The sequence below is a fragment of the Acinetobacter sp. 24-47-64 genome (assembly GCF_057737055.1).
The window spans coordinates 1,972,515-1,998,814 of sequence record NZ_CM173215.1; the positions used below are offsets into that span (position 1 = coordinate 1,972,515).

21 protein-coding genes and 1 tRNA gene are annotated in these 26,300 nt (G+C 38.1%); 6 read left to right on the forward strand and 16 right to left on the reverse strand.

Going from position 1 to position 26,300, the window contains the following annotated elements; genetic code table 11:
- Positions 1-24 precede the first annotated feature (24 nt).
- On the forward strand, positions 25-1,305 hold the full coding sequence (locus tag AC1M85_RS09455) for an aspartate kinase (RefSeq protein WP_092766113.1): 1,281 nt from the start codon (positions 25-27) through the stop codon (positions 1,303-1,305).
- 244 nt (positions 1,306-1,549) lie between these two features.
- Positions 1,550-1,804, forward strand: a complete 255-nt coding sequence (gene csrA / locus AC1M85_RS09460; protein ID WP_035265869.1) for a carbon storage regulator CsrA — start codon at positions 1,550-1,552, stop codon at positions 1,802-1,804.
- A gap of 66 nt (positions 1,805-1,870) precedes the next feature.
- Here csrA and rnhB read toward each other — a convergent pair whose 3' ends face one another.
- Entirely contained in the window at positions 1,871-2,437 is a 567-nt protein-coding gene (gene rnhB, locus AC1M85_RS09465) for a ribonuclease HII (RefSeq protein ID WP_488213866.1), read from the reverse strand.
- Positions 2,438-2,504: 67 nt separating this feature from the next.
- Positions 2,505-2,885, reverse strand: coding sequence for a hypothetical protein (locus AC1M85_RS09470; protein ID WP_180027580.1), 381 nt, complete (start codon positions 2,883-2,885; stop codon positions 2,505-2,507).
- Positions 2,886-3,088: 203 nt separating this feature from the next.
- On the opposite strand from AC1M85_RS09470, the gene AC1M85_RS09475 reads away from it, so the two are divergent.
- The gene (locus AC1M85_RS09475) at positions 3,089-3,646 is read left to right on the forward strand and encodes a cytochrome b (RefSeq protein ID WP_180027579.1); all 558 of its coding nucleotides are present in this window, start codon (positions 3,089-3,091) and stop codon (positions 3,644-3,646) included.
- 12 nt (positions 3,647-3,658) lie between these two features.
- Here AC1M85_RS09475 and AC1M85_RS09480 read toward each other — a convergent pair whose 3' ends face one another.
- The 14 genes from AC1M85_RS09480 to efp form a co-directional block, all read right to left on the reverse strand.
- On the reverse strand, positions 3,659-4,021 hold the full coding sequence (locus AC1M85_RS09480) for a hypothetical protein (protein ID WP_481588436.1): 363 nt from the start codon (positions 4,019-4,021) through the stop codon (positions 3,659-3,661).
- Between the two features lie 92 nt (positions 4,022-4,113).
- Entirely contained in the window at positions 4,114-5,112 is a 999-nt protein-coding gene (locus AC1M85_RS09485) for an adenosine deaminase (RefSeq protein ID WP_488212953.1), read from the reverse strand.
- Positions 5,113-5,185: 73 nt separating this feature from the next.
- Positions 5,186-6,505: an NCS2 family permease gene (locus AC1M85_RS09490; protein ID WP_035265860.1), complete on the reverse strand. Its 1,320-nt coding sequence runs from the start codon at positions 6,503-6,505 to the stop codon at positions 5,186-5,188.
- A gap of 451 nt (positions 6,506-6,956) precedes the next feature.
- Positions 6,957-7,073: a hypothetical protein gene (locus AC1M85_RS09495; RefSeq protein ID WP_092766106.1), complete on the reverse strand. Its 117-nt coding sequence runs from the start codon at positions 7,071-7,073 to the stop codon at positions 6,957-6,959.
- A 236-nt stretch (positions 7,074-7,309) separates the two neighbouring features.
- Complete coding sequence (locus AC1M85_RS09500) at positions 7,310-9,514, reverse strand: OsmC domain/YcaO domain-containing protein (protein WP_488212954.1); 2,205 nt, start codon at positions 9,512-9,514, stop codon at positions 7,310-7,312.
- 235 nt (positions 9,515-9,749) lie between these two features.
- Positions 9,750-11,981: an NADP-dependent isocitrate dehydrogenase gene (locus tag AC1M85_RS09505; protein WP_180027575.1), complete on the reverse strand. Its 2,232-nt coding sequence runs from the start codon at positions 11,979-11,981 to the stop codon at positions 9,750-9,752.
- Between the two features lie 564 nt (positions 11,982-12,545).
- Positions 12,546-12,622, reverse strand: a tRNA-Val gene (locus AC1M85_RS09510).
- A 26-nt stretch (positions 12,623-12,648) separates the two neighbouring features.
- The gene (locus tag AC1M85_RS09515) at positions 12,649-14,661 is read right to left on the reverse strand and encodes a transglutaminase TgpA family protein (RefSeq protein WP_488212955.1); all 2,013 of its coding nucleotides are present in this window, start codon (positions 14,659-14,661) and stop codon (positions 12,649-12,651) included.
- A gap of 29 nt (positions 14,662-14,690) precedes the next feature.
- Entirely contained in the window at positions 14,691-15,596 is a 906-nt protein-coding gene (locus tag AC1M85_RS09520) for a DUF58 domain-containing protein (RefSeq protein ID WP_488212956.1), read from the reverse strand.
- 10 nt (positions 15,597-15,606) lie between these two features.
- Positions 15,607-16,566 (reverse strand): AAA family ATPase, encoded by a 960-nt coding sequence (locus AC1M85_RS09525; RefSeq protein WP_035265922.1) that lies wholly within the window; start codon positions 16,564-16,566, stop codon positions 15,607-15,609.
- A gap of 98 nt (positions 16,567-16,664) precedes the next feature.
- Entirely contained in the window at positions 16,665-17,681 is a 1,017-nt protein-coding gene (locus AC1M85_RS09530) for a 2-dehydropantoate 2-reductase (protein WP_488212957.1), read from the reverse strand.
- 123 nt (positions 17,682-17,804) lie between these two features.
- Positions 17,805-18,107 (reverse strand): YbdD/YjiX family protein, encoded by a 303-nt coding sequence (locus AC1M85_RS09535; RefSeq protein WP_481588442.1) that lies wholly within the window; start codon positions 18,105-18,107, stop codon positions 17,805-17,807.
- On the reverse strand, positions 18,104-20,197 hold the full coding sequence (locus tag AC1M85_RS09540) for a carbon starvation CstA family protein (protein ID WP_481608340.1): 2,094 nt from the start codon (positions 20,195-20,197) through the stop codon (positions 18,104-18,106). Before AC1M85_RS09540 ends, AC1M85_RS09535 begins: the two co-directional genes overlap by 4 nt.
- 170 nt (positions 20,198-20,367) lie before the next feature.
- Entirely contained in the window at positions 20,368-20,937 is a 570-nt protein-coding gene (efp, locus tag AC1M85_RS09545; RefSeq protein WP_035265851.1) for an elongation factor P, read from the reverse strand.
- A gap of 347 nt (positions 20,938-21,284) precedes the next feature.
- Between efp and epmB the strand changes: the two genes are divergently transcribed.
- From epmB to AC1M85_RS09560, 3 genes are read left to right on the forward strand one after another with little or no spacing between them, the layout of a single operon-like run.
- Positions 21,285-22,301, forward strand: coding sequence for an EF-P beta-lysylation protein EpmB (gene epmB, locus AC1M85_RS09550; RefSeq protein ID WP_481596850.1), 1,017 nt, complete (start codon positions 21,285-21,287; stop codon positions 22,299-22,301).
- A 12-nt stretch (positions 22,302-22,313) separates the two neighbouring features.
- Positions 22,314-24,071, forward strand: a complete 1,758-nt coding sequence (locus AC1M85_RS09555) for a GTPase (protein ID WP_481595521.1) — start codon at positions 22,314-22,316, stop codon at positions 24,069-24,071.
- Positions 24,068-26,278: an EAL domain-containing protein gene (locus tag AC1M85_RS09560; RefSeq protein WP_481589770.1), complete on the forward strand. Its 2,211-nt coding sequence runs from the start codon at positions 24,068-24,070 to the stop codon at positions 26,276-26,278. The genes AC1M85_RS09555 and AC1M85_RS09560 overlap by 4 nt, the downstream gene beginning before the upstream one ends.
- Positions 26,279-26,300: the final 22 nt, after the last annotated feature.

Consider the following 26,300-nt stretch of genomic DNA (forward strand, 5'->3'; position numbering starts at 1 on the left):
GGTCATGGTTTATATGGAACAACTATGGCATTAATCGTTCAAAAATATGGCGGTACTTCAATGGGTACTCCTGAGCGCATTTTAAATGTTGCTCGTCGTGTAAAGCGTTGGCATGATCACGGCCACAAGGTTGTGGTTGTTGTATCAGCTATGAGTGGTGAAACTAATCGCCTACTCGCTTTAGCGAAAGCCATTACCGACACCCCTGACCCACGAGAATTAGACCAAATGGTTTCAACGGGTGAACAGGTAACGATTTCAATGTTAGCAATGGCACTGAATTCTATCGGTGTGGAAGCGAAATCTTTGACTGGACGCCAAGTTGGTATTAAAACAGACAGCTCATTCACAAAAGCACGTATTGAATCAATTGATACAGATGTCATGACTGAACAATTAGATGCTGGTCGTGTCATCGTTGTTGCAGGTTTCCAAGGTTTTGATGCTAATGGAAACACAACAACTTTGGGTCGTGGTGGTTCTGATACTTCTGGTGTTGCATTAGCAGCTGCACTCAAAGCGGATGAATGCCAAATTTATACAGATGTGGATGGTGTATATACAACAGATCCACGTGTTGCACCAAAAGCGAAGAAAGTTGATCGTATTTCTTTTGAAGAAATGCTTGAAATGGCTTCTCTTGGTTCTAAAGTTTTACAGATCCGTTCTGTTGAGTTCGCGGGTAAATATCAAGTCCCTTTACGCGTACTCTCTAGCTTCGACAATGAAAATGATGGCGCATTTGACGAAGAATTTAAAAACAACGTCGGAACACTTATCACTACTGAATTGGAAGACAACATGGAACAGCCAATTATCTCTGGTATCGCATTTAACCGTGACGAAGCTAAATTAACTATCTTAGGTGTGCCTGATCTTCCTGGTATTGCATCTAAAATTTTAAAACCGATTGGTGATGCTAATATCGAAGTGGATATGATCATCCAAAACGTTGAAGAAGATGGTACAACTGACTTCACATTCACAGTCAATCGTGGCGAACTTGCTAAAGCTAAAAAAATTCTTGAAGAAACTGCTCAAGCAATCGGTGCTCGTGAAGTTGCAACACGTGATGATATTGTAAAAGTATCTATCGTAGGTGTTGGTATGCGCTCTCATGCTGGTGTTGCAAGTAAAATGTTTACAGCACTTGCTGATGAAGGCATCAATATCCTGATGATTTCAACTTCTGAAATCAAAATCTCTGTTATTATTGAAGAAAATTATTTAGAGCTTGCTGTTCGCTCACTTCACACTGCGTTTGGTCTTGACCGCGAACATGGTGAGTCTAGCGCACGTGCTTAATTTTCTGCCATGAGTTAGCAGAAACAATGCATACTTGATGAAGAAATATTCAGAGCCACTATAGTTTTTCCTATAGTGGCTCTGTTATATTAGGTCTAGAGGTTTATGGGATAATTTCAATAGTCCTGTGCGAATGGTTAAATTCGTCACATTTATCTATTAAAATATTTCGTGGTGCCGAGGTTGTTATTTTCACTTTTTGAAAAAACTATCGCAGGTTTAGCGTTTAAGCAAGGAGATAAACATGCTGATTCTCACCCGTCGTGTTGGTGAAACATTAATGATTGGGGATCAAGTCAGTGTCACTGTACTTGGTGTAAAAGGTAACCAAGTGCGAATTGGTGTGAATGCGCCTAAAGAAGTATCTGTACATCGTGAAGAAATCTATCAACGAATTCAGCATGAACGTGCGATGCATGAGCACTTGCAACATCTTGACCAAGATTACCAACCTTCTTACGAAGAAGAGAATTACACTCAAAATGATTTCAATCGTTGATTAGAAATGATTTTGTGACTAAAGCGGCTAAATTTAGCCGCTTTAAATTTTTGGTGTTTAAGCTGTTTAAAGTCCCAATGATTTGCGTACTGGACCAAAACTACGCCTGTGCTCTTCAACCACGCCAAACTGTGCAATAGCTTCAAAATGAGCTTTGGTCGGGTAGCCTTTATGTTTTGCAAAACCAAACTGAGGATATTTAGCATCAAGTTCCAACATTTGATGATCACGTGTCACCTTAGCCAGGATACTGGCAGCAGAAATTTCTGGATGTAATGCGTCTCCTCCAACCACAGCATCACAACTCATACTCAATCCTTGGGGAATTTTATTGCCATCAACCAATACATGTTGTGGTTGCACAGTCAATTGTTCAACGGCACGACGCATTGCCAACAATGAAGCATGCAATATATTGAGGTCATCAATTTCTTGATGACTCGCTTCAGCGATAGCCCAAGCTAGTGCTTTTTCTTTGATCTCTATAAATAATTTTTCACGTTTCTTTTCACTGAGTTTTTTAGAATCATTTAACCCAAGAATCGGATTGTTAGGATCCAAAATTACAGCAGCCGCAACGACCGATCCCACCAGCGGACCGCGCCCTGCTTCATCAGCACCAGCAATCAACATCATTTTCCTAATTTATCCTTAAAAAAAATAGGCCGATCATAATCAGCCTATTCATGTATCTTTGAAATTAACGTACAGCTTCAGCTACACATTCATTAATAGTTTTAGTCACGATATTGCTGACGATTGTTGCACGTGCTGTTGGATCAATCGCTGCTGTAGCCAAATCAACCGTAGTTACGCTTTGCGGAGCCTTTTCACTTACACATCCACAAATTTCACCTTGGATATTTTCTTTCTGCTCTGCAGTCATTAATTTCGTTGCAGTTTTCCAAGCAGAAATATTGTTCAATTCAGTTGTGCATTTTGCATTGATCGCAATTTTAAGTGCAGCCGAACCTAACTGTTGAGTAGTATTTGCGGCAGGTGATGATGTCCCCGTTGTACCTGTAGCACAAGCACCGAGTACTAATGTCATTGGTGCAAGTAAAGCAATTAATTTTTTCACAGTGTTGTCCTTATGATCTTACGAATTGAGCTATTTTGCCTAATGTAACATCATGAAGAAATAGATTTTTTGTATTTACCGACTATATGTTCAGTTATAAGTCGCATTCCGTTGCATATTTTCAACACTGTGTCTCATTTCAATACTTATAAATCATTTATGCTTAAATTATTATGTGCGAAATTCAATCATAAGTTTATATCATGAATAATAAATCCAAATATTACACACGTACGGCTCAAGTCTTGCATTGGGTCATGGCGATTATTTTTATCACGGCGTGGACGATCGGCTTTTATAGCGGCAATTTTTTAAGTTATGAAGTAGATGGTAGCTTCAAAGGTGACGTCATCACGCTTCACAAAAATATTGCAACCACTATTATTTTTCTGGTCGTGGTTCGTATCTTTTGGCGCTACACCCATCCTGCACCCGAGTTACCAGAGACAATGTCTCCCCTCATGAAAAGACTCGCACATTTAGGGCATCTTGGACTTTATTTTATGCTTCTGGCTTTACCAATTACGGGTTGCTTATGGAGTTGGAGTCTCGGCTACCCTGCACCAGTATTATTCTTATTTGATCTACCTGCTTTAATAGGTGAGAATCCTCAAGTAACTGAAATTGTAAAACCACTTCATATTTGGATTTCTTGGGCTGCAGGTTTACTTTTACTCGGACATATTGCTGCGGCATTAAAGCATCACTTTATAGATAAAGATCATGTCTTAGACAGCATGACCAAACAACCTAAAGATTGATTGAGTACGGCTCTAAATTTCTGAGTTAGATTTAGAGCTAATTACACATGCTTTTAGGCTATTCAACATGGCTTTTCGAATGACTTCTTGCTTGATATCTTCGTTAACTGTTGCTTTGGCAAGTTCCTGAGCCGGAATATCTTTTAAAGCATGATTTGATACACAATCACAGGTTTCTAATTTTAATTTCTTTTTGTTTTCTTCATTCATTAAATATGTCGTTATTTTCCATATTTTCGAATGATCGACTTCACGCTCGCATTGATACTGGATGACAGGCTGTAATACACGCTGTGTCAAAGTCATATTTGCATTCGCGATAACTACAGGCAACGTTAGCAGACTCAGGCAAAGCACAGATTTCAATTTCAACATCACATTCGGCTCTATTGTTTAAAGCATCTTAAACCAAAGGTGGGATTTTGACCCCCACCTTTCAGTATGTTACATAAACAAGTTTAACTGTTTTAAATCGTGAGAATTTTATCTTTCCACTTTTGTTTTTGCTCATCGGAAATAAACGATGCTTCAAATGAATTTATAGCGAGTTGCTTTAATTCATGATTTGTTAAATCCAAGGCCTCAGCGATCGCAATAAAGTTGTCATTCATGTAGCCACCAAAATATGATGGATCATCAGAATTTACTGTAACATGTACACCCTGCTGCAAGAGTCGACGAATATTATGCTGTTTCATATCATCTACAACGCATAATTTAAGATTAGACAATGGGCATACTGTAAGCGGCATTTTTTCTGCAATTAAGCGCTGCATCAACTTCGGATCTTCTTCAGAACGTACACCATGATCAATACGATTCACTTTGAGTAAATCCAAAGCTTCCCAGACATATTCTGCTGGACCTTCTTCACCTGCATGAGCAACAACCAAGAATCCTTCATCACGTGCTTTTGCGAATACCCTTTCAAATTTAGAAGGTGGATGCCCAACTTCACTTGAATCTAACCCTACCCCAATAATTTGGTCTTTGTAAGGTAAAGCTTGTTCAAGTGTTTCAAATGCTGCCTCTTCACTCAAATGACGTAAGAAACACATAATCAAATGCGTTGTGAGGCCTAATTTTACCTCAGCATCGTGGCAAGCTCGTTTTAAGCCTTTAATTACCGTTTCAAATGACACACCACGATCCGTATGGGTTTGCGGATCAAAAAACATTTCAGTATGAACCACTCGATCTTCTGCACATTTTTCAAAATATGCCCATGCAAGATCATAAAAATCTTGCTCATTAATCAATACATTCGCACCTGCATAGTAAATATCTAGAAATGATTGCAGATTGTGAAAATTATAAGCCTGTTTGACTTCTTCAACTGATTGATATGGGATTGCAATTTCATTGCGCTGAGCAATGGCAAACATCAACTCAGGTTCAAATGTCCCTTCAATATGGACATGAAGCTCAGCTTTAGGTAAAGCTTTAATTAACTCAACACGGTTCATTGCTACTCCTCATGAAACCAAAAAATAAAAAGGGTGCAAACTGAGTTTACACCCTTTTAAAAACTGTTAAAAATTAGCCGCCAAACATTGCAAATTTTAGCGCCCATAATACTGCGATAATCCATACCATATATGGTACTGTAGATGCTTTACCTGTAAGTAACTTCACCAATGCATAACTAATAAAGCCCATGGCAATACCATCAGCGATTGAGTAAGTGAACGGCATAAACACGATCGTTAAGAAAGCAGGAACCGCTTCAGTAATATCATCCCAATCAATATGCGTAATACCCTGAATCATCAATACCCCTACAAAGAGTAAGGCTGGTGCAGTTGCAAACCCAGGAACAGATTGAGCTAACGGTGCTAAGAACAAACAAGCAATAAAAAGTAAGCCAACTATTACCGCTGTAAGACCTGTACGTCCCCCTGCTGCTACACCCGCAGAAGACTCAATATATGGTGTCGTTGATGATGTACCTAATGCAGCACCAGCAACAATCGCTGAAGAGTCTGCAAACAGAGCTTTCTTTAAGCGTGGCAATTTACCATCTTTGAGTAAACCAGCACGATGTGAAACACCAACCAGCGTTCCTGTTGAATCAAATAGATCAACTAAGAAGAACACAAAAATTACACCGATTAAACTTGCGGTAAATAAGCCTTCAAAATCCATTTGCATGAATGTTGGTGCAATTGAAGGAATTTGACCAACCACACCTTTAAATTCACTCAATCCTAGGAATGTTGAGATTGCAGTCAACACTAAAATACTAATGATAATCGCACCACGTATTTTAAAGTGATGCATAACAACAACCATCAAAAAACCGAATAAAGCTAACAGAACGGTTGGTTGTTTTAAATCACCTAAACCCACTAGAGTCGCAGGATTGTCCACAATGATGCCAGCATTTTTCAAAGCGATTAATGCTAGGAATAAACCAATACCACCACCAATAGCCAATTTTAAAGACATTGGAATGGCATTCACGATAGCTTCACGAATTTTAAACATACTGATCGCGATGAAGACCAGACCAGACACAAATACCGCAGCTAAAGCGGTTTGCCAAGGCACACCCATTCCTAAACATACCGAATAGGTGAAATATGCATTTAAGCCCATACCCGGAGCCAATGCGATTGGGTAATTGGCAATAATACCCATGACAAAACAACCAATTGCTGCTGCCAAACATGTCGCAACAAATACCGCACCATGATCCATTCCTGTTTCAGACAGAATCATTGGATTGACAATGATGATGTAGCACATTGTCAGGAATGTCGTCATCCCTGCAATCATTTCAGTTCGAAAAGTTGTTTTGTTTTCGCTTAGTTTAAATAAGCGTTCAAGCAAACCCGCTGAAGAATTTGGATTTGTCATTGTCGAGCCCCTGCTTAAGATCGAGCGAGTCGTAAAAATTATTTAGATCATTTATTCAATGATTCATTGGCAAATGTAGCTCAGATGACGCATTCAATAAACGTACCAAAATGACATTTCCGATAAATTGAAGCACAATTAAAAAAGCTGCAATAAAGCAGCTTTGATATGATGATCTATCAATTGAACAGTCGCTAGACAATTCGATCTATCGGGATATATTTTTAATTATAACATAGACTGAATTTGAAGGGCTGAATACACAGTCATAGGTTATAAAACGCTAAAATTTAATCTTTATTTAAATCACGTTAAAAAATATAAATTTAAATATACCCCTTAAAAAATCACTGATGATTTTTAGATCATTTAATTTTAAATGGTAGAGTAAATTAAGCTTGCTAACAGTAAATACTTTCTAAATTTGCACTCTTACCGATCAATATGAACATTATTTCATTTGGAGGTATTCCCAAATTAGGTAACCTAATCCAAAGCCCAAACAGGAATACGCAGTAATAATAAAGAAAACGAAACTTGCTTTATTCTTTTTTTTCAAGAAATTCATAATGCTCGCTTTAAGTTAACTCGTCATGCACTATGATAATGCATTTAGCTAATAATACCAGTTAAATAGAATCATTTCCCTTAAATATCAATAAATTACTATTTTTAATAAATACTATCAATACTTTTCATAACCACTTCATTTTATTATATATAATTGAATACCCAACCTAAATCCACCAGATTGATGTTCATTAAGTATAAAAAGACCACTATGAATAGTGGTCTTTCATTCGATCAGTTTTGTTGAGAAACAAAACCTGCTCTGGCAGCATGAAGCTTCTTATAGCTCTCAATAAGTTTTAAATGACGATCGAGACCTTCAAGTTGCATATTGGTTGGCGTCAATCCATAAAAACGCACATCACCTTCGATTGAGCCTATTGCAGCATCAACTCTCTCATCACCGAACATACGTCTAAAATTCGGTTCATAGTCTTCAATTTCCATTTCTTCATCTAACAATACTTCTAAAACGACATCCATGCATTGATAGAATAAGCCTCGTTCTACAGTATTGGTGTTGTATTGTAAGAACTGTTCTACTTGGTCTTTCGCTTCTTCGAAATTTTCCAAAGCTAAGTTAATTAATAGTTTTAATTCAAGAATAGTTAACTGACCCCACACCGTATTATCGTCAAATTCAACACCAATCAAGGTAATAATATCGGTATAGTCATCCACTTCAACTTCTTCAAGTTTCTCTAGCAAAGCTTCGAGCTGTTCATTATCTAAACGATGTAAGTTAAGAATATCTTCTCTAAAAGCTAAAGCTTTATTGGTATTATCCCAAACCAGATCCTCAACCAAATACACCTCAGAATATCCTGGCACCAGAATTCGGCATGCAGTTGCACCTAAATGTTGGTATACAGCCATGTAAACTTCTTTACCCATCTCTTTTAGGATATTGAACATCTTTTCAGCTTCTTCAGCGTTTGTATTTTCACCTTGACTGGTGAAATCCCACTCTACGAAATCATAATCAGATTTCGAACTGAAGAATCTCCAAGACACAACACCCGATGAATCAATAAAGTGTTCCACAAAGTTATTTGGTTCTGTCAGTGCATGGCTATTGAAAGTAGGACGTGGTAAGTCATTTAAACCTTCAAAACTACGACCTTGTAAAAGCTCTGTTAGGCTGCGTTCTAATGCAACTTCAAAGTTTGGATGAGCCCCGAATGATGCAAAAACGCCACCCGTTCTTGGATTCATTAATGTCACGCACATGACTGGGAATTTCCCACCTAATGAAGCATCTTTGACCAGCACTGGAAAACCTTGCTCCTCAAGTCCCTTAATACCCTCAACTATTTTTGGGTACTTTGCTAGAACATGTTCAGGTACATCTGGCAGGGTAATTTCACCCTCTAAAATTTCGCGCTTAACCGCACGCTCAAATATTTCAGATAAACATTGTACTTGTGCTTCAGCCAAGGTATTTCCTGCGCTCATACCATTTGACAGATACAAATTTTCGATCAAATTTGAAGGGAAATATACAATCTCACCGTCTGACTGGCGCACAAATGGTAACGAACAGATACCTCTCTCAATATTGCCAGAATTTGTGTCGTACAGATGTGTGCCTAATAACTCATCTTCAGGATCGTAAATTTCAAGTGTATATTCATCTAAAATTTCTGATGGCAATTCACCATTTGGACCTGGTTGGAACCACTTTTCATCTGGGTAATGCACAAATTCAGCATTTGCGATTTCTTCACCCCAAAATTGGTCGTTATAGAAGAAATTACAATTCAAACGTTCAATAAACTCGCCTAATGCAGATGCTAAGGCACTCTCTTTCGTTGAACCTTTACCATTGGTAAAACACATTGGCGCTTGTGCATCGCGAATATGTAAAGACCATACGTTTGGCACTATATTCCGCCAAGACGCAATTTCAATCTTCATCCCTAAGCCCGCCAAAATTGCAGACATGTTGGCAATCGTTTCTTCAAGCGGCAAATCTTTGCCCGGAATAACAGTCACATTTTCCTTGGCAATATTTGGCATAAGTAAAGCTTGAGCATCCGCATCAATGCTTTCAACTTCCTCAATAACAAATTCAGGACCTGTTTGAATCACTTTTTTTACAGTGCAACGGTCGATTGAACGTAAAATACCTTGTCGATCCTTCTCAGAGATATCTGAGGGTAATTCGACTTGAATTTTAAAAATTTGTTTATAACGGTTTTCTGGATCAACAATATTATTTTGGGATAATCGAATATTTTCTGTAGGAATATCTCGTGCAGCACAATAAACCTTTACAAAATAAGCTGCACATAATGCTGAAGACGCAAGAAAATAGTCAAATGGGCCTGGTGCAGATCCATCACCTTTATAACGAATAGGTTGATCGGCAATAACCGTGAAATCGTCGAACTTTGCTTCCTGTCGAAGATTGTCGAGATAATTGACTTTGATTTCCATGCGGGCACCTACAGAACTTATCCAAACAGCTAGATAAGTTAAAAATAAATTAAAACGCATTGTAATCAGAAATGCATGCAAATTGAATGAAAGTTTTCTAGATCCTCCCCTTAAGCTCTCTCTAATTTGGCGTAATCAGTGTTTTATTTACAAAAATTTTAACAAAAAAAAGCTGGTACCGAAGTACCAGCTTTTTTAATCCGCCAAACTGAAATTCAGTTCAAATTAAGTGTTATTAGATGCTTGCAATAGCAGCATTTAAAGTTGCACTTGGACGCATAACTGCATTTACTTTCTCTTGATCGATTGCGTAGTAACCACCGATATCAACAGATTTACCTTGAACTTCTGCAAGTTCGGCAACGATCTTCTCTTCATTTTCAGCTAAAGTCTTCGCTAAAGTAGAGAATGTCGCTTTTAATTCAGCATCTTCGTCTTGAGCTGCTAATTCTTCAGCCCAGAACTTCGCTAAATAGAAATGGCTACCACGGTTGTCTAACTCACCTGTACGACGTGATGGAGATTTGTCGTTGTCAAGTAATTTACCAGTTGCAGCATCCAATGTTTTCGCAAGAAGTTTAGCTTTAGGGTTATTTTCTTTAATACCAAGCTCTTCAAGTGAAACAGCGAGTGCAAGGAACTCACCTAAAGAATCCCAACGTAAGTGGTTTTCTTCAACAAGTTGTTGTACGTGTTTAGGTGCTGAACCACCTGCACCAGTTTCGTACATACCACCACCCGCCATTAAAGGCACGATAGACAGCATTTTCGCAGAAGTACCAAGCTCCATAATTGGGAACAAGTCAGTGAGGTAGTCACGTAGAATGTTACCCGTTACAGAGATTGTATCTAGACCACGAGCAACACGTTCAAGTGTGTAACGCATTGCACGTACTTGAGACATGATTTGGATGTCTAGACCATCTGTATCGTGATCTTTTAAGTATTTTTGAACTTTCTTGATCAATTCGTTTTCGTGTGGACGGTATGGGTCTAACCAGAAGATTGCTGGCATACCAGAGTTACGTGCACGTGTTACAGCTAGTTTTACCCAGTCGCGGATCGGTGCATCTTTCACCTGACACATACGCCAGATATCACCTTCTTCCACGTTTTGAGACATTAAAACTTCGCCAGTTTCGATATCTGTGATGTTAGCTACACCAGCTTGCGCGATTTCGAATGTTTTGTCGTGTGAACCGTATTCTTCAGCTTTTTGAGCCATTAGACCAACGTTAGGTACTGTACCCATTGTGCGTGGGTCGAAGTTACCATTCCACTTACAGAAGTTGATCATTTCTTGGTAAATACGCGCAAATGTAGATTCAGGCATTACTGCTTTACAGTCGTAAGGCTTACCGTCAGCACCCCACATTTTACCACCACCACGGATCATTGCAGGCATAGAAGCATCTACGATCACGTCGTTTGGAGAATGGAAATTAGTGATACCTTTTGCTGAATCCACCATTGCTAAAGCAGGACGGTGTTCTTGACATGCGTGTAGATCTTCGATGATCTCTTCACGTAAAGAAGTCGGTAAAGTTTCGATCTTCTCGTAAAGACCAGCCATACCGTTGTTTACGTTAATACCTAGTTCGTCGAACAGTTTACCGTGTTTTTCGAACGCTTCTTTGTAATAAATCTTCACACAGTGACCAAATACGATCGGGTGTGAAACTTTCATCATGGTTGCTTTAACGTGTAAAGAGAACAAGATGCCCGCTTCTTTACAATCATCTAATTCTTTTTCATAGAAGTCGCAAAGTGCTTTCTTGCTCATGAACATAGAATCGATGATTTCGCCGTCTTGCAGTGCAACTTTTTCTTTAAGAACGATGGTTTCACCAGAATTCGTGATCAGTTCCATTTTCACATTGCGAGGACGATCTAAAGTCATAGACTTTTCGCCGTGATAGAAGTCACCTTCATCCATGTGAGAAACGTGAGTTTGTGACCACTGTTTCCACTCACCCATAGAATGTGGGTGTTTTTTCGCATAGTTTTTAACAGCAGCAGGCGCACGACGGTCAGAGTTCCCTTCACGCAATACAGGGTTTACTGCTGAACCTAAGCATTTACCAAAACGTGCTTTGAGTGCTTTTTCTTCTTCAGTCGTAGGATTCTCAGGATAATCTGGAATTGCATAGCCTTTTGATTGAAGCTCTTTGATACATGCAGTCAACTGAGCTACAGATGCACTGATGTTTGGAAGTTTGATGATGTTTGTGTCTGGATCTTGTGTAAGACGACCTAATTCTGCAAGATTGTCTGATACTTTCTGCTCTTCGCTAAGGTATTCAGAGAATTCAGCGAGCACGCGTGCTGCAACTGAGATGTCAGTTTTTACAATCTCAACACCAGCAGGCTTAGTAAAGGTCTCAATGATCGGCAGTAGTGAGTAAGTCGCCAGTAATGGCGCCTCGTCGGTCAGTGTGTAGATGATAGTTGACTTTCCACCAGCCATATATAGCCCCTTGCTTTGGATTGAGTTACAGAGCACCGAACTTTTGGTCCAGTCTCTTAGAACCGATTTGCTTAAATTAAAACGTTGAGAGTATCGTTCTTCGTCGCATTTCAGTCAATGAAATAAGCTTTTAGTACGCTATTTTGATGAAATAACATACAAAATAGTATCCATCTTTAGTTTGATAATACTGTATGAATTTCATTACTTCTGAATGAAAAGTGAAGAACTGGTAATGAACGTTGATCTCAACTTCCCTGTAATATGAACATTATACGTGTCTCATATTTAAACAGGATGGCAAAAGCGTACATTTCGGGCGTTATTGTAAGTGTTAATGTACGGGTATATTAATAAATTACGGAAATACCCAATATTTAGATTAAAGCATTTTGGGTATTTATACTTAAAATATATAATTTAATATCAAATTTAGAGATTTTTTAAACGCAATTTTTCTTGATAGAGCAAGTGATAACGAATACTTTACTTTTAAAAAAGAAGTAATGTCTTTATTACGAAAAAAGGGCTTAAGTAAAATACTTAAGCCCTTTTTTTAAATCTTGGTAGGTATATCCAGACTCGAACTGGAGACCTCTACGATGTCAACGTAGCGCTCTAACCAACTGAGCTATACACCTAGAATGCTTCGCATCTTATGCAAAAATCACTTGGCTGACAAGCCTTTTTCATATTTAACCAAAAGAAATGAACAAGTTTTAATCATTGACTTAAAATTTGCGAACTCTTGTTTGGAAATACTCGATTGTGAATAACTTAAGTGCTCGTACAGAATGATAATTTCGAGGAAAACAGCTCTATCATTTTGACTTAAAGGTGATGAAATTCTTTCCAACCATTGTCGAACCGTTTCGTAAGAATAACGGCGATTGTGAAGTCCTAATTTTTTATTAAAAATATGAAGTACCCAATCGATTTGTGAATAGTGTTTTCTTTTTTTTCTCAACATCCATAGTGCATAACATCCTAATATGATCAGTGAGCCTGCAAGGATAATCACAAACACTGAAGCAACTGAATGAATTCCGAATTTTGTCATCCAATTCTGTTGTTGATCAGCGTTATATCCAACAATTTTACTTTGCCATTGATAACTTGCGTAATCACTCCATACACGAATTTTTGTCAAAAAAGGATATTTTGCAACTGACCAATTTGTATTCTCAGAGTAGAGTGTTTGATTATTTTGAATTAAATTTTGCATTCCCTGATCAATACGTTCAGGAGCAATCATTGCAGTGGGATCAATCCTCTGCCATTGACCTCCAAAATATACTTCAGTCCAAGCATGTGCATCTAACTGCCTCACTTCCCAACTTTTCTGGTCTGGCGCAAATTGACCTCCTTGATAACCAGTCACGACTCGGGCAGGAATACCGACATAACGCATCAACATGACAAAACTAGAAGCAAAATGCTCACAAAATCCTTGTCGTGAATTAAACAGAAATGCATCTATCCGATCACCACTCAAAACACCGGGAGATAAAGAATACTGAAAGCTATTTTGCTTAAACCAGTCTAAAACTTGCTGGATATAACGCTCTGGCTGCTCTCCACTTTTAATAAATAAGTCCCAAGCTAAACTTTGACTTTTGATATCACGCTGATGGAGATACTGGGTGTAATACTGAATTTGAAACTGACTAAGTTCATGATTTATTTTCGTCCCACGCCCTAACCAAACTAAGTTTATAGGTTGAGCCGTTTGAATAGGTCGTTGAGCTGAAATACCACCGTCATAACGGAGATAATAATTTCGTTGTCGAGGTACAGATTGCTCTAATCCCATGATCCAATCTACAGAAGGATCTTTAGCCAAATACTGATATTCAACTTTTTGATTTAAAATAGAAAGTTGATAAGAGTTTAACTCGTTTAACCCTCTATTAAATCCATGACTCGTCCATTTTTGACCATCATATTGATCTAAGACCAAAGCTCGCCAATACATTTCTGAACGCGTCGGTAATTTTGTCATATCACCAATAATACGAAATGCCAATTCATTTGACTGAGACAGCTCAGCAATATCACCTGGGGACATAGAGTCACTGATTCCTGTCATTCCCTTATTTTGCTGAATCGGGAGATGCCAAAGCGGAGGTAATCTTGGGAAAAAAATAAAGAGTAGTATAAAAAAAGGAATTGCCAATCCGATGAATTTACCAACATGAATGACATCGTGCTTTAAGCCATTTTTAGTTTCTCGAGTGGACAGAAACTCCGCGGTTTGAATTCTATAAAGTCCTACAAAACAGCTCACTAAGCACAGCACCACTCCCAAAGCAACATACAACGTTTGACTGTATAAAAACGTACTTGCCGCCACAAATAAGGCAAAATTAAAAACGATGATCAAATCACGTTTTTTTTGGGTTTCTAATGCTTTTGCAAATAGAAAAGTTGTCAGCGATGCTACCCCAGCCTCAACACCAACAAAGGTATGGTAATGCAGATAAATCGCGCCAAGTGCAATTGCTGTAAAACTAAATTTTATTGCTTTGGAGACATTTTTTTTACTTTTTTGAATATGCCATAAATATATAAGCTCAATACAGAGCACCAAAATTAAAGCATAAGGCAGATAAATAATCTGGATAAATAAAATGAGTGCCAAACTCAATAGCATGGATTGTGAAACTTTAGGGTGTACCATATATCTAAACCTATTTTCTATTTCACACTTTATGCCTGAGCAAGCAGAATTTTAGCCTGCTTGATATGCTCAGCTCCAAATCCTTGATTCAATTCGGCATGAGGTAACACTAGCTTAAAAGAAATTTGTAATTGCTCACACTGCTCCACCACACCCATCATATATTTGAGCTTTTCTTCATGCTCGACTGACGGCATATGATGATAATGAATATCAACACATCGATCCTGTTGATGCTCTTCAAAAACTTTAATATACAAACCTTGGCCACGAGCAGCCTGCTTCCACGATACACTTTGTAATGAGTCGCCGACCTGAAAACTTCTTAATTCTTTAAACTCATCTTTTTCCTGATCCAATACAAATGCATTTGAAAAGCTTGTATTCGGATTTATTTTGGCTTGAGGCGCAATCCATGCATGTCGTCCATGAAAGATATAAGTCCATGCTCGAACAAGACCAAATGGATACACTGAAGCAATGTGTATATCGGGATAGTTATACTGTCCCCGTTGATCAACATGAATCGGTATAACACATTCAGACTGTTTTTGGTCAATGTGAATGTGCTGTGTCTCAGAATCGATGGAGATCGATAAATAACGTGAATATGAATAAGGTTGATTCAAGCAGATTTTAAATAAAATCGAGTGCCCTACCTGCCCAACTTCATCAGTAATGATTTCAATCTCAAGACCATGTAATTGTTTAAAGGTGATGTAGAAACTAATGCATAAGATTGCACTAATTAAAAAGCAGAAACCTAATATCAAATTATTGGCATAGTTAATACCCGCAATAAATGTGATCAAAATCAACACAAGATATAAGAAACCTTGCTGATAAATAAAAATCAAAATATCGCGTTGACCAATTTTTTTACTCTGCTCAAACCGAAATCTTTTTTTTAACCATTGCTTCCAGATACTGGTCACCTGCATACCCTCAAATCAATTTAACCTGATTCATTAGGGAGACCGTCTCATCCTCACTCAAGTTTAGTCGATGAGCGCATACTGCTGAAAATACAGCTTTTACATCATCAGGAATGACAAAGGCTCTGGCATGCACGATCGCTCTCGCTTGTGATGCTCGTTTTAAAGCCAATAATCCACGCGTCGATAAACCATGCGCACTTTTTCGTGTTACCGCAGCCAAATCCAATAAATAGTCTTGAATTGCATCACTTAAATGGACTTGATGAGTCAAGGATTGCAATCTTAGTATTTCAGTCTCATTAAATACATGGATCAACTGTGCGATTAATTTGGCACGTGATTCTTGTTGAAGAAGTATTTTTTCTGCATGGCGAGATGGATAGCCAAGAGATAACCGCATGAGGAATCTGTCTAACTGAGACTCTGGTAGTGCATAAGTCCCGCTTTGAAAGAGTGGATTCTGAGTTGCTATCACCCAAAAAGGCTGAGGTAAAGCATAACGCTGTCCATCAATCGTGGCGTAGCCCTCTTCCATCGCTTCTAGCAATGCACTCTGTGTCTTAGGACTACAGCGATTAATTTCATCTGCCAAAAGAACTTGGGTAAAGACAGGTCCGTACTTAAATTCAAACTGATGCTCTTTTTGATTAAAAACATTCACGCCAATTACATCACTGGCGAGCATATCATTGGTAAATTGGATTCTTTGAAATGATAAACCTGATAATGATGCCAAACTACTGGCCAATGTGGTCTTACCCAATCCAGGTAAGTCTTCAAATAAAATATGACCACCTGCAATTAAACTACATAAAGCCAATTCAGTTTGCGTATTTTTATCCAAAACAATTTGATTGATTTGTTCTAGAAATAATGAAATTTTGGGAGTAAATGATTGAATCTGAGATTCTAACTCAGGCTGTATAATATCTTTTGATTGAACACTCTGCTTCATTCCCCAAATCATCATTTACATTTCCAAAACTATATATTTCTACCATACAGGTTTTTTTTATTTTCTCAAATATTTCTAATAATCAGTGTATTAAAGAATCAGTATCAAACTTAATGCTGAATAAGCTTCAACTGTGTGAGCATCTCTTCAGGTCCAATTTGAAGGCTTGAATTATTGTTTTCCGCCAGCTTGATCTGTTCAATAAAATAGCTGTTGATCGGTGCATTCCCTCCGAGTGTATTAGCAAGTCTGACCACTTCACCATTAATCCAATCAACCTCCGTCGTGCGCCCTAAATTCAGATCATCCTGCATAGATGAACGAGCTAGTGGATCAATGGCTAACATTTTGCGACTGATCAACTTAAACAACCAATTAGGAAGTCGAAGAATATGAGGAATGATGTTCGCTGGTACAGGCGTTAATTGTGCGGGTTTAATATTTGCCTGCTTTAAAATTTGAAGCGTCTCTAACTGTGCCTGAGCAAGGCACTTTCTATACATTCGATTAGTAAGTTGATTTCTTAAAGTTAGACCAGATAAAGCGTTAATCGAATTGTTCAAGTTGAATAAGACTTTAGCCCACTGTACCTCTAACATATCATCACGGAATTCAACTTGTAGTTTCGCCGCATCTAACATTATTTTTAGCTGATTATTTTCTGCAAATTTTTTTATCATTAATATTCCATCAGAACCTTGATGAAAATGAGAAGGTTTGAGTTCTGCGACATTAAATGGAACCATTCCTTCCATAATCTCCCATTCTGGCAGCATTTTTTTTAACCGTGGAACATTACTCACCCCATTTTGAAACCCGATGAGACGTGGTTTATTGAGAGTGTCACAGCTTCGTATTTCAGATGCCACTTGCTCTGTCGCTGCTGATTTTACACAAATCATGACTAAGTCCGTGTCTAGGACTTCTGCTAGATTTGTTGTAAGTCTTAATTGATCTGGAGTGAGCTTATGATGGTATCCGTTTAAATCACTGAGCTCCAACCCATTTTGGCTTAATTTTTGATAGCTTCTTTCTCTACAGTAAAATGTCACCTGATGGCCTGCTGCGACCATTCTTCCACCGATATAACTGCCAATCGATCCTGCACCATAAATTCCAATTTTCATGTTTTTATCCTTTGTTATTGATCAAGAGTATACGAGTTTCGGAACAATAAATTTGTCAGGTTTTATACAATTAAGACAAATAAAAAACGACACCTCAGTGCCGTTTTTTTTAATACTAGAAAATTAACATGGACATTTCTTCATACCGCCTGCTGCACTTGGATAGCGTGCATCGACACAATAGCGATGAAAAGTTTTTTCATCCATTGGCTCTAGGTCAGGGTGATGCTTTTTCATATGTTCTACATAGTTTTGGTAATCTGGCACCCCCACCATTAAACGAAAACTTTGTTGTAACCGCTGCCAAATCAGTTGAACTGTTTTGATTCCATTCAACATTAAAAACTTCTTCGGCTGAGCCAAAATCGTGAATTTAATGATTTTACCCAATGCCAGCTTTTGACGAATTTGTTCTTTCAAACTCATTTGGTCTCTCCTGCAGGGATTTGATCTGTATAAATTGCTTCAGCTTCTTGAGCTGTTGGCTGCGGATTTGCTAAAGCACGACGAATCACTTTAATGGCAGCAAACAACATCACCACGGCAACAATCATAAAGAATGCACACAACGCAGCATTAATCTGATTAGATAAAGCAACAGTTTGCATTTCCGCAATTGATTTCGCAGGCGCTAAAATTTCGTTTCGCTCAATAGCCGCATTGAAACGATCTGCTTGTGCCAAGAATCCGATTTTTGGATTTTCATGGAAGATTTTTTGCCAACCAGCAGTCATCGCTGTAATGAATAGGAAAATCGTTGGAACAATGGTGACCCACACATATTTTTCTTTCTTCATCTTGAACAAAATGACAGTACCTAGCATCAGCGCCATCGCAGCTAAAATTTGGTTACCAATACCAAATAATGGCCACAAACTATTGATACCGCCCAGTGGATCAACTACGCCTTGATATACAAAGAAACCCCAGCCTGCGACTGCAACGGCAGTACCAATCAAATTGCCCACAAACGATTTAGAGTTTTTAACCGATGGGACAACGATACCCACAGTATCTTGAACCATAAAACGGCAAGCACGTGTTCCTGCATCAACAGCAGTTAGAATAAATAGCGCTTCAAACAATATTGCAAAGTGATACCAAAATGCCATCATTTCACGACTATTAAAAATTTCAGTGATGATGTGCGCCATACCAATCGCAAACGTCGGTGCACCACCAGTACGAGAAAGAATTGTGCTTTCACCAACCTCTTGAGCAAGTAGTGTTAAAGCTTCAGGTGTAACCACAAATCCTAAATTACGTACCGCCTCTGCGGCACTTTCAACCGTCGTTCCTATCACCGCAGCTGGTGAGTTAATGGCAAAATAAACGCCTGGATCCAAGATCGTTGCACAGATCATCGCCATGATTGCGACAAATGATTCCATCAACATACCGCCGTATCCGATCATCCGGATATCGCGTTCATTATTTACGAGCTTAGGTGTAGTTCCTGATGAAACCAATGCATGGAAACCTGAAATTGCACCACAGGCAATGGTAATAAATAAGAATGGGAAAAGTGATCCAGAGAATACAGGTCCCGTACCATCTACGAAGTGGGTAATTGCAGGCATTTTTAATTCAGGCATCGCAAATACGATACCCAATGCTAAACCTGCAATCACGCCAATTTTCAAGAAAGTCGATAAATAATCACGTGGAGCCAATAACAACCATACTGGTAATACAGAAGCGATGAAACCGTAGATAATCAATGCCCATGTTAACTCTGTACCAGATAAAGTGAATAATTGCCCCCAATAAGGATGTTGAGCAATATTTTCACCGTAGATGATACCGAGCATCATTAGTACAAAGCCAATGATTGAAACTTCGGCAATCTTTCCTGGACGGATATATCGCATATATACGCCCATAAATAATGCAATTGGAATGGTGGCAGCAATACTAAACACACCCCATGGACTATTGGTTAATGCTTTAACCACCACGAGTGCAAGCACAGCTAGGATAATGATCATTACCCCTAATGCGCCAAGCATCACAATAATTCCTGCAAATGAACCCAGTTCTTGTTTTGCCATTTCACCCAGTGAACGTCCGTCACGGCGTGTAGAAATAAATAAAACTAGAAAATCTTGGACTGCACCTGCCAGTACAACACCGACTAACAGCCAAATCGTTCCTGGTAAATAACCCATTTGCGCAGCAAGAATAGGCCCAACTAACGGACCAGCACCTGCAATCGCAGCAAAGTGATGACCAAACAGAACACTTTTATTTGTAGGCACATAATCTAGACCATCCGCTAGACGGTGCGCAGGTGTTAAACGCCGAGCATTTAACTCGAATACTTTATTAGCAATAAATAAACTATAAAAACGATATGCAATACTGTAAACACAGACTGCAGCGAGTACGAGCCAAACTGCGTTGACATGTTCTCCACGACTAACCGCTAATATTCCAAAGGATACTGCACCGATTATGGCCACAATAATCCAAATCAATTTCGAAGTCATGGATGACTTCGGTTGTATTTGATCCATATCAAACCCTCATTATTTCGTATTTGCAATCAGCTCAATTTTATTATTCGTGTTACTGCTGTTTTCCCTTGCGACTATACTCCTCAATAATTCTTCTTTACCTTAGACCTTGGCATTAAAAAAGGGATGATTGTCATCATCCCTTTCGATAATAGTATAAATTTACACCATTATGCACGTTCTAAGTATTCACCAGTACGTGTATCAACACGAACGCTTTCTTCTTGTTGAACGAATAATGGAACACGTACTACAGCACCTGTTTCAAGTTTCGCTGGTTTACCACCACCGCCAGAAGTATCACCACGTACGCCTGGATCAGTTTCAACAATTTTTAATACCACGAAGTTAGGTGCATTCACTGTTAAAGGAACACCATTCCATAACATGATTGTGCATTTTTCGTTTGAATCGTCTTTCAACCATTTCGCAGCATCACCCATTGCAACTTTGTCAGCCGCAATTTGCTCGAAAGTCACAGGATCCATGAAGTTCCATAGTTCGCCGTCGTTGTATAAGTAGTCCATTTCTACTTCTACGATATCTGCTGCTTCTAAAGAATCACCAGATTTAAATGTTTTTTCTAATACTTTACCTGATTTAAGGTTACGTAATTTAACACGGTTGAACGCTTGGCCTTTACCTGGTTTAACGTATTCGTTTTCCATGATTGAGCATGGGTTACCATCAAGCATTACCTTAAGGCCAGACTTGAAATCGTTCGTAGAATAATAGGCCATGAGAGGCTCACTCCAAACTTACTAACTTTAATCTATTAATGCGATGGGCTGCTACACTGTCATTTAGCAAGGCTGACAGGTGCATGATATGCCACATGCACATGCATTTATGTTGCGTATTCTAAATGACCAACCTACTCTGCCGCAATGATAAATTCCTAAATACAACGTTTAAGCTGTCTAAGTTCCATGCAGAACTACTGTTGTAGACTTAATTTGATCATCTTTAGGCTTGAGTATTTTCATCCCAACATTCAATAAAGAAGGCTTAATCAGGACACAACTGAGTTTTTCAATGGGTTTTGATTTAAAATGAAGCCTTTCATCTCCCTCTAAATTTAAACTGTATGACCCACTATTTGTATCAAGAGCAACATTGGCAAAATCAACTCAGCGATTTAATCACTGACCCACATGAGCTCATTGAACTCTTGGAATTGCAACCTGAAGATTTAATACATGGTGCAATTTTGGCATCAGCCCAATTTAAATTAAGAGTCCCTCGCGCCTTCGTCGCGAAGATGCAAAAATCTAATCCTGATGATCCACTGTTACTTCAAGTACTCCCTCATCATCTGGAGTTAAATGAACATCCTGATTTTGTGACAGACCCCCTTGATGAGGAGGCTGCCAATTTAATTCCAGGTGTATTACATAAATATCAGTCACGTTTTTTACTGACTTTAACAGGTGCATGTGCTGTTCATTGTCGTTATTGTTTTAGACGTCATTTTCCATATCAAGAAAATTTACCTAAAAATGACGACTGGAAAAAAATACAAGACTACTTACTCACTCATCCAGAAATCAATGAAGTGATCTTAAGCGGAGGGGATCCCCTAACACTTTCAAATCGTAAACTTGCCGTTTGGATCGATAGATTAAGTTCAATTCCACATCTTAAAATTTTGCGTATTCATTCTCGAGTTCCAATCGTTATCCCAAATCGGCTTGATGATGAACTTATTTCTCTGTTAAAAAACAGTAGGCTACGTATTATTCTAGTGGTACACTCAAACCATGCTACTGAAATTGATGACTTTACCGCTTCGAAATTAATGCAAATTTCACAACAAAATATTTTGGTGTTGAATCAAGCTGTGTTATTAAAAGGTATTAATGATCATCCTGATATTTTGGTTGATCTAAGTCATCGATTATTTGATGCGCGTGTGATGCCTTATTATTTACATGTGTTGGATAAAGTGAAAGGTGCTCAGCATTTTGATTTACCAAGTGAATCTATTGATTCAATCTATAAAGAGGTTTTGGCAAGGTTGCCTGGATACTTGGTTCCAAAGCTGGTTAGAGAAATTGCGGGAGAACAGAATAAAACACCGCTTTATGGAGTTGCCACTTTTTAGAGACTCATTCACATGCTTCAGGCTCAGATTTCAGAAATTTTTCACTATCCTACTGCCTTGACTCGAGATCAACTGAGTTTTGCAAATGCAAATGTTCAGGACTTGGGTTTTTGGGCATCTCAACTTTCAATTATGCAATTAGGTGACACCTCTGAAGCGGTGTTGAAAGCCCTATATGAAATCGCTGAACTCAAATGTTCGGAAACATTGCGCTTTGATCTTATTCAAGCGCTACACCCTTTGATCGAAAATATTTTAGAGAGACTTGAAAAAAACTTTTTAAATCAAGGTCTTTTTCTATCTGACCGTAACAAAGATATTATAGAATTAACCACTCGCTTGAGAACATTATTTGCTGATATCTACATAGATATTGCACAGCGCAGTGAAATGCAGCTAAAACAACAAAAGTTTTCTATTTTGAAGTTTGCTCAAAAGCGTAATGTGAAAACTGCACGACTCCTTTCCAGTTATTACGCTCTTCAACAATTGGGTTTATTGCTAGTACAACAACAGATGCTTTATCGTTCCGCCTTGTCTAAGCAATGGTTAATGACCCATTATCTGTATGATTTGGCATTAAAAAACCAAGAACACACGGTGAATATTAATTTATTGCAAGGCACGCATCACGCTTTAAAAAATATTCAACAATGCTATGCCCAAGTCTTATTATTAGAAATATTTAATACTCACCAAATTCGTCCTTCTGAGATCTACGCGCTCTATCAATGCACAGCGGATTGGGCGCAACTAGTGCAAGTTTTACCACGCGAAACCGCTTTATCTCGTTACGTTATTGATACCACTAAAGATCATCCGCCAGTTTACAACCGAAAACACCATGAGAGTTTTAAACCAAACATTTTCGTGGCAACACAATCGTTGCTTGAGCATGTCAACTTAACCATTCAAAAGGACAATGAATATTTATCTAAGAAAGAGAAAGCATATTTAACTGCGCCTCTTAAATTTCATGTACAAAATGTTTTAGGCTCGACCATTGAACGCAGACATGAACGTTATGAACATTCCGCTCAGTTACAACTCTGTTTCAGTTTACTTACCGCTCATTATTATCTCTCTAAAACCAAAACTTTTAGCGAAACCTTACGACTAACACCGCCTAAATCAAAATCAGAAGACGAGTTTGCATTTACATATTTAAATGACTACCCAGATGCCTATACAGACAAATCAAACAAGGTTCTAGATAAACAGGCACGTCAAATCCATGCGGCTCAAGTTTTAGATATCAGTTTAAATGGTTATCGCGTACGTTGGTTAGAAGAAGAAGCACCTCCAAATTTAAGAACTGGTGAATTTATCCTGATCAATGAGGGAGTGAACAGCAAATGGAAAGGTGGTGTAATTCGTTGGATCAAACAATCTGTTAAAAAAAGCTATGAACTTGGGCTTGAAGTGATTGGACCCGACATCCACCCTTGCGCCGCAAAAGTTTATACAGATCGAAGTTCTTTTAATTATCATCCATGTTTATTTGTACATACCTTGAAGATTGATGCTCCACAGCATTCTCTTATTTTGCCAAATTTACAGTTTTTCAAAGAACAACAATCTATTTATTTACGCTTAACTGATCAAGATATCAAAGTAGAATTGATAAAGACCATGCTCATCACACAAAGTTTTGTTCAATTTGAATTTGAATTATTTAATGATGAGCAGCAATATCTGATTGATGAATTTTTACAACATCAAAACCTTGAATCAAATCGTTTTCAAGACGTATGGGAAGCATTGAAGTGAAAAACCTACTTCTATCAACACAATTAAAGCAATCTGGAATGCGCTTACTCATTGTCGATGATAATCAGATTCGTTATAACCATATTATCTCTTTACTCGAAAAACGCGAGTACAAGGTAGAAGCAGTGCTACTCGATGATCAAGTGAGTCTTGAAAAGCAACTTCATTTAGATTGGGATTTAATTCTGTTTGGTCGTGCCTATGAAATGACCTTAACTCATTTTCTTCGACTGCTTGCAGATTCTGATAAAGCTTTTACCCCAACACTTTATCTAGCTCCAGAAGCGCTAGAAATGTCTGAAGTAAAACTCATTTCGATGGGCATCTACGATGTTTTAAATATTGATCAACCTGAACAATGTTTACTTAAAATTATTCGAGCATTGGCTTTTAGTCGCTTACAAAAAAATCAGATGCAATTAACGGATGAACTGAAACACAATGTTCAAATTAAACAAAATTGGATCGAAGAGCATAAAAAAGCAGTTGCAATCATAGAAGAAGGGATTGTCGTTGAATGCAACCATGAGTTTACGCATTTATTTGGCTTCAACACGTTTGATGACGTTATTGGATCCCCGCTCATTGATTTAATACAACCTGAGGATATTCAATCTTTTAAAGCACGATTTAAAAAATTAGCTTTCGGTAAATTTGAGTATGGACCTTTTGAACTGATTTCTCTTAATCCACAGTTAACACATCAAAATCCAGTCCAAATTGAATGTAATCCTACAGATCAAAATCAAATCATTGAAATTACGATTTCAACGCATTTTCAACAGGATGATCAACTATTTAGTCCTCAACTTGAGACTGCACCTCACCAAGACAGTAGAATTGCACCACACACAACATTGGCAAAAATTTTACAACATCTTGAAGAACACCCTGCTCAAGAAAATGCTTTGGTCATCTTCAGCCTAGCCAGTTGTCCAGACTATATCTTGAGTTCTGATTGGGATACTTTTAAAGGCTATTTCGGCAAACTTTCAGACTTTATTCTCGAACAGACCAATGGCGCTGTATTTAAAATTGAAACAGCCCTGTATGCCACTATCATTCAAGCTGAAACGATTGAAGTTCTAAAATCAAGACTCTCTGCGCTACATGCGCTTGAAAAACCTAGGCTCGTCAATCTGGGAGATCAAACCTATCAACAGCATGTCAAAATTGGTTATAGTCTCTTCAAACTGTCAGATTTAAATGTAGATAATTTTGAACAGCTCATTGCAAATGCTTATAACACACCCCTACCCAATTTATTGAGCAATGATGCTGCTTTAGAGACAACGCTTGAAGAAATTGAAGAGATTCATTTTGAAGTTACTCAAGCAGATGAGCCGACCTCTATTCAGTTGAATACACCTTCTTCTGAAGTAGAGCCTGATCATTCAACAGAATTTGTATCTCAAGCAATTGAAGAACCTGTACAGTCAGACGAAGTTCACGGCGATATCCTAGTACATCTTCGTAAAGTTCTTGAACGCGATCAAATTACGCTAAAGTTCCAACAAATCTATGATAAAGAAGACACTAGTCTTAATACCTATGAAGTAAGCAGTGGGTTTATTTTTGAAAACCAATGGATTCAATTGGACGATATTGAAGAATTGGTGGATGACCCTGAGTTGTCTATTAAAATTGACCGATGGATTTTGGTTGAAGCAGCAAAGCAACTGCACAATTTTTTAACACAATATCCTGAAGCTAAACTGATTATTAATTTACGACACCATGTTCTTTTAAAGCATCATCAATTGGCAGAATTAATTTCAAAACTGCTCATGATTGTAGGAGCAAAAGCACCTCAACCACTGATTTTACAGTTTAAAGAAAAATACATTGCTCAACATTTAAATGAAATTCTGCCTGCGATTGAGGTATTGAGAGCACAAGGTGCAGATATTGCCGTTTGCGAGTTTGGATTAAGTAAATGTAGTGATCTCATTCTCAAAGTTGCCAATATTCAGAATTTCACGCTGCATGAAGAATTCACAGATGATTTAAATACTGAAGAAGGTATTGAACGTTTTAAACAAGCGATTGAATACTTCAATAGTCATCGATCAGTCAATTTATTACTCAAAAATCTCAATGATATGAATAGCTTTGCCAACGCATGGAATGTCGACGTGAGATTTTTACAAGGTGATTATTACCAGCGTAAATTGGATCAGCTCATGAATGTTCAAGATCAAAGTTAATTCCAAATTTTGGACATAAAAA

Bases quoted from the DNA above. Each gene is read 5' to 3' on its own strand.
- AC1M85_RS09485 (WP_488212953.1), bottom strand. From the start codon at position 5,112: ATGAACCGTGTTGAGTTAATTAAAGCTTTACCTAAAGCTGAGCTTCAT.
- AC1M85_RS09480 (WP_481588436.1), bottom strand. From the start codon at position 4,021: ATGTTGAAATTGAAATCTGTGCTTTGCCTGAGTCTGCTAACGTTGCCT.
- AC1M85_RS09535 (WP_481588442.1), bottom strand. From the start codon at position 18,107: ATGAGTTTGAAAGAACAAATTCGTCAAAAGCTGGCATTGGGTAAAATC.
- AC1M85_RS09490 (WP_035265860.1), bottom strand. From the start codon at position 6,505: ATGACAAATCCAAATTCTTCAGCGGGTTTGCTTGAACGCTTATTTAAA.
- AC1M85_RS09525 (WP_035265922.1), bottom strand. From the start codon at position 16,566: ATGATTTGGGGAATGAAGCAGAGTGTTCAATCAAAAGATATTATACAG.
- AC1M85_RS09555 (WP_481595521.1), top strand. From the start codon at position 22,314: ATGCTTCAGGCTCAGATTTCAGAAATTTTTCACTATCCTACTGCCTTG.
- efp (WP_035265851.1), bottom strand. From the start codon at position 20,937: ATGGCCTATTATTCTACGAACGATTTCAAGTCTGGCCTTAAGGTAATG.
- AC1M85_RS09515 (WP_488212955.1), bottom strand. From the start codon at position 14,661: ATGGTACACCCTAAAGTTTCACAATCCATGCTATTGAGTTTGGCACTC.
- AC1M85_RS09455 (WP_092766113.1), top strand. From the start codon at position 25: ATGGCATTAATCGTTCAAAAATATGGCGGTACTTCAATGGGTACTCCT.
- AC1M85_RS09500 (WP_488212954.1), bottom strand. From the start codon at position 9,514: ATGGAAATCAAAGTCAATTATCTCGACAATCTTCGACAGGAAGCAAAG.
- rnhB (WP_488213866.1), bottom strand. From the start codon at position 2,437: ATGTTGATTGCTGGTGCTGATGAAGCAGGGCGCGGTCCGCTGGTGGGA.
- AC1M85_RS09540 (WP_481608340.1), bottom strand. From the start codon at position 20,197: ATGGATCAAATACAACCGAAGTCATCCATGACTTCGAAATTGATTTGG.
- AC1M85_RS09530 (WP_488212957.1), bottom strand. From the start codon at position 17,681: ATGAAAATTGGAATTTATGGTGCAGGATCGATTGGCAGTTATATCGGT.
- csrA (WP_035265869.1), top strand. From the start codon at position 1,550: ATGCTGATTCTCACCCGTCGTGTTGGTGAAACATTAATGATTGGGGAT.
- AC1M85_RS09505 (WP_180027575.1), bottom strand. From the start codon at position 11,981: ATGGCTGGTGGAAAGTCAACTATCATCTACACACTGACCGACGAGGCG.
- epmB (WP_481596850.1), top strand. From the start codon at position 21,285: ATGACCCACTATTTGTATCAAGAGCAACATTGGCAAAATCAACTCAGC.
- AC1M85_RS09495 (WP_092766106.1), bottom strand. From the start codon at position 7,073: ATGAATTTCTTGAAAAAAAAGAATAAAGCAAGTTTCGTTTTCTTTATT.
- AC1M85_RS09475 (WP_180027579.1), top strand. From the start codon at position 3,089: ATGAATAATAAATCCAAATATTACACACGTACGGCTCAAGTCTTGCAT.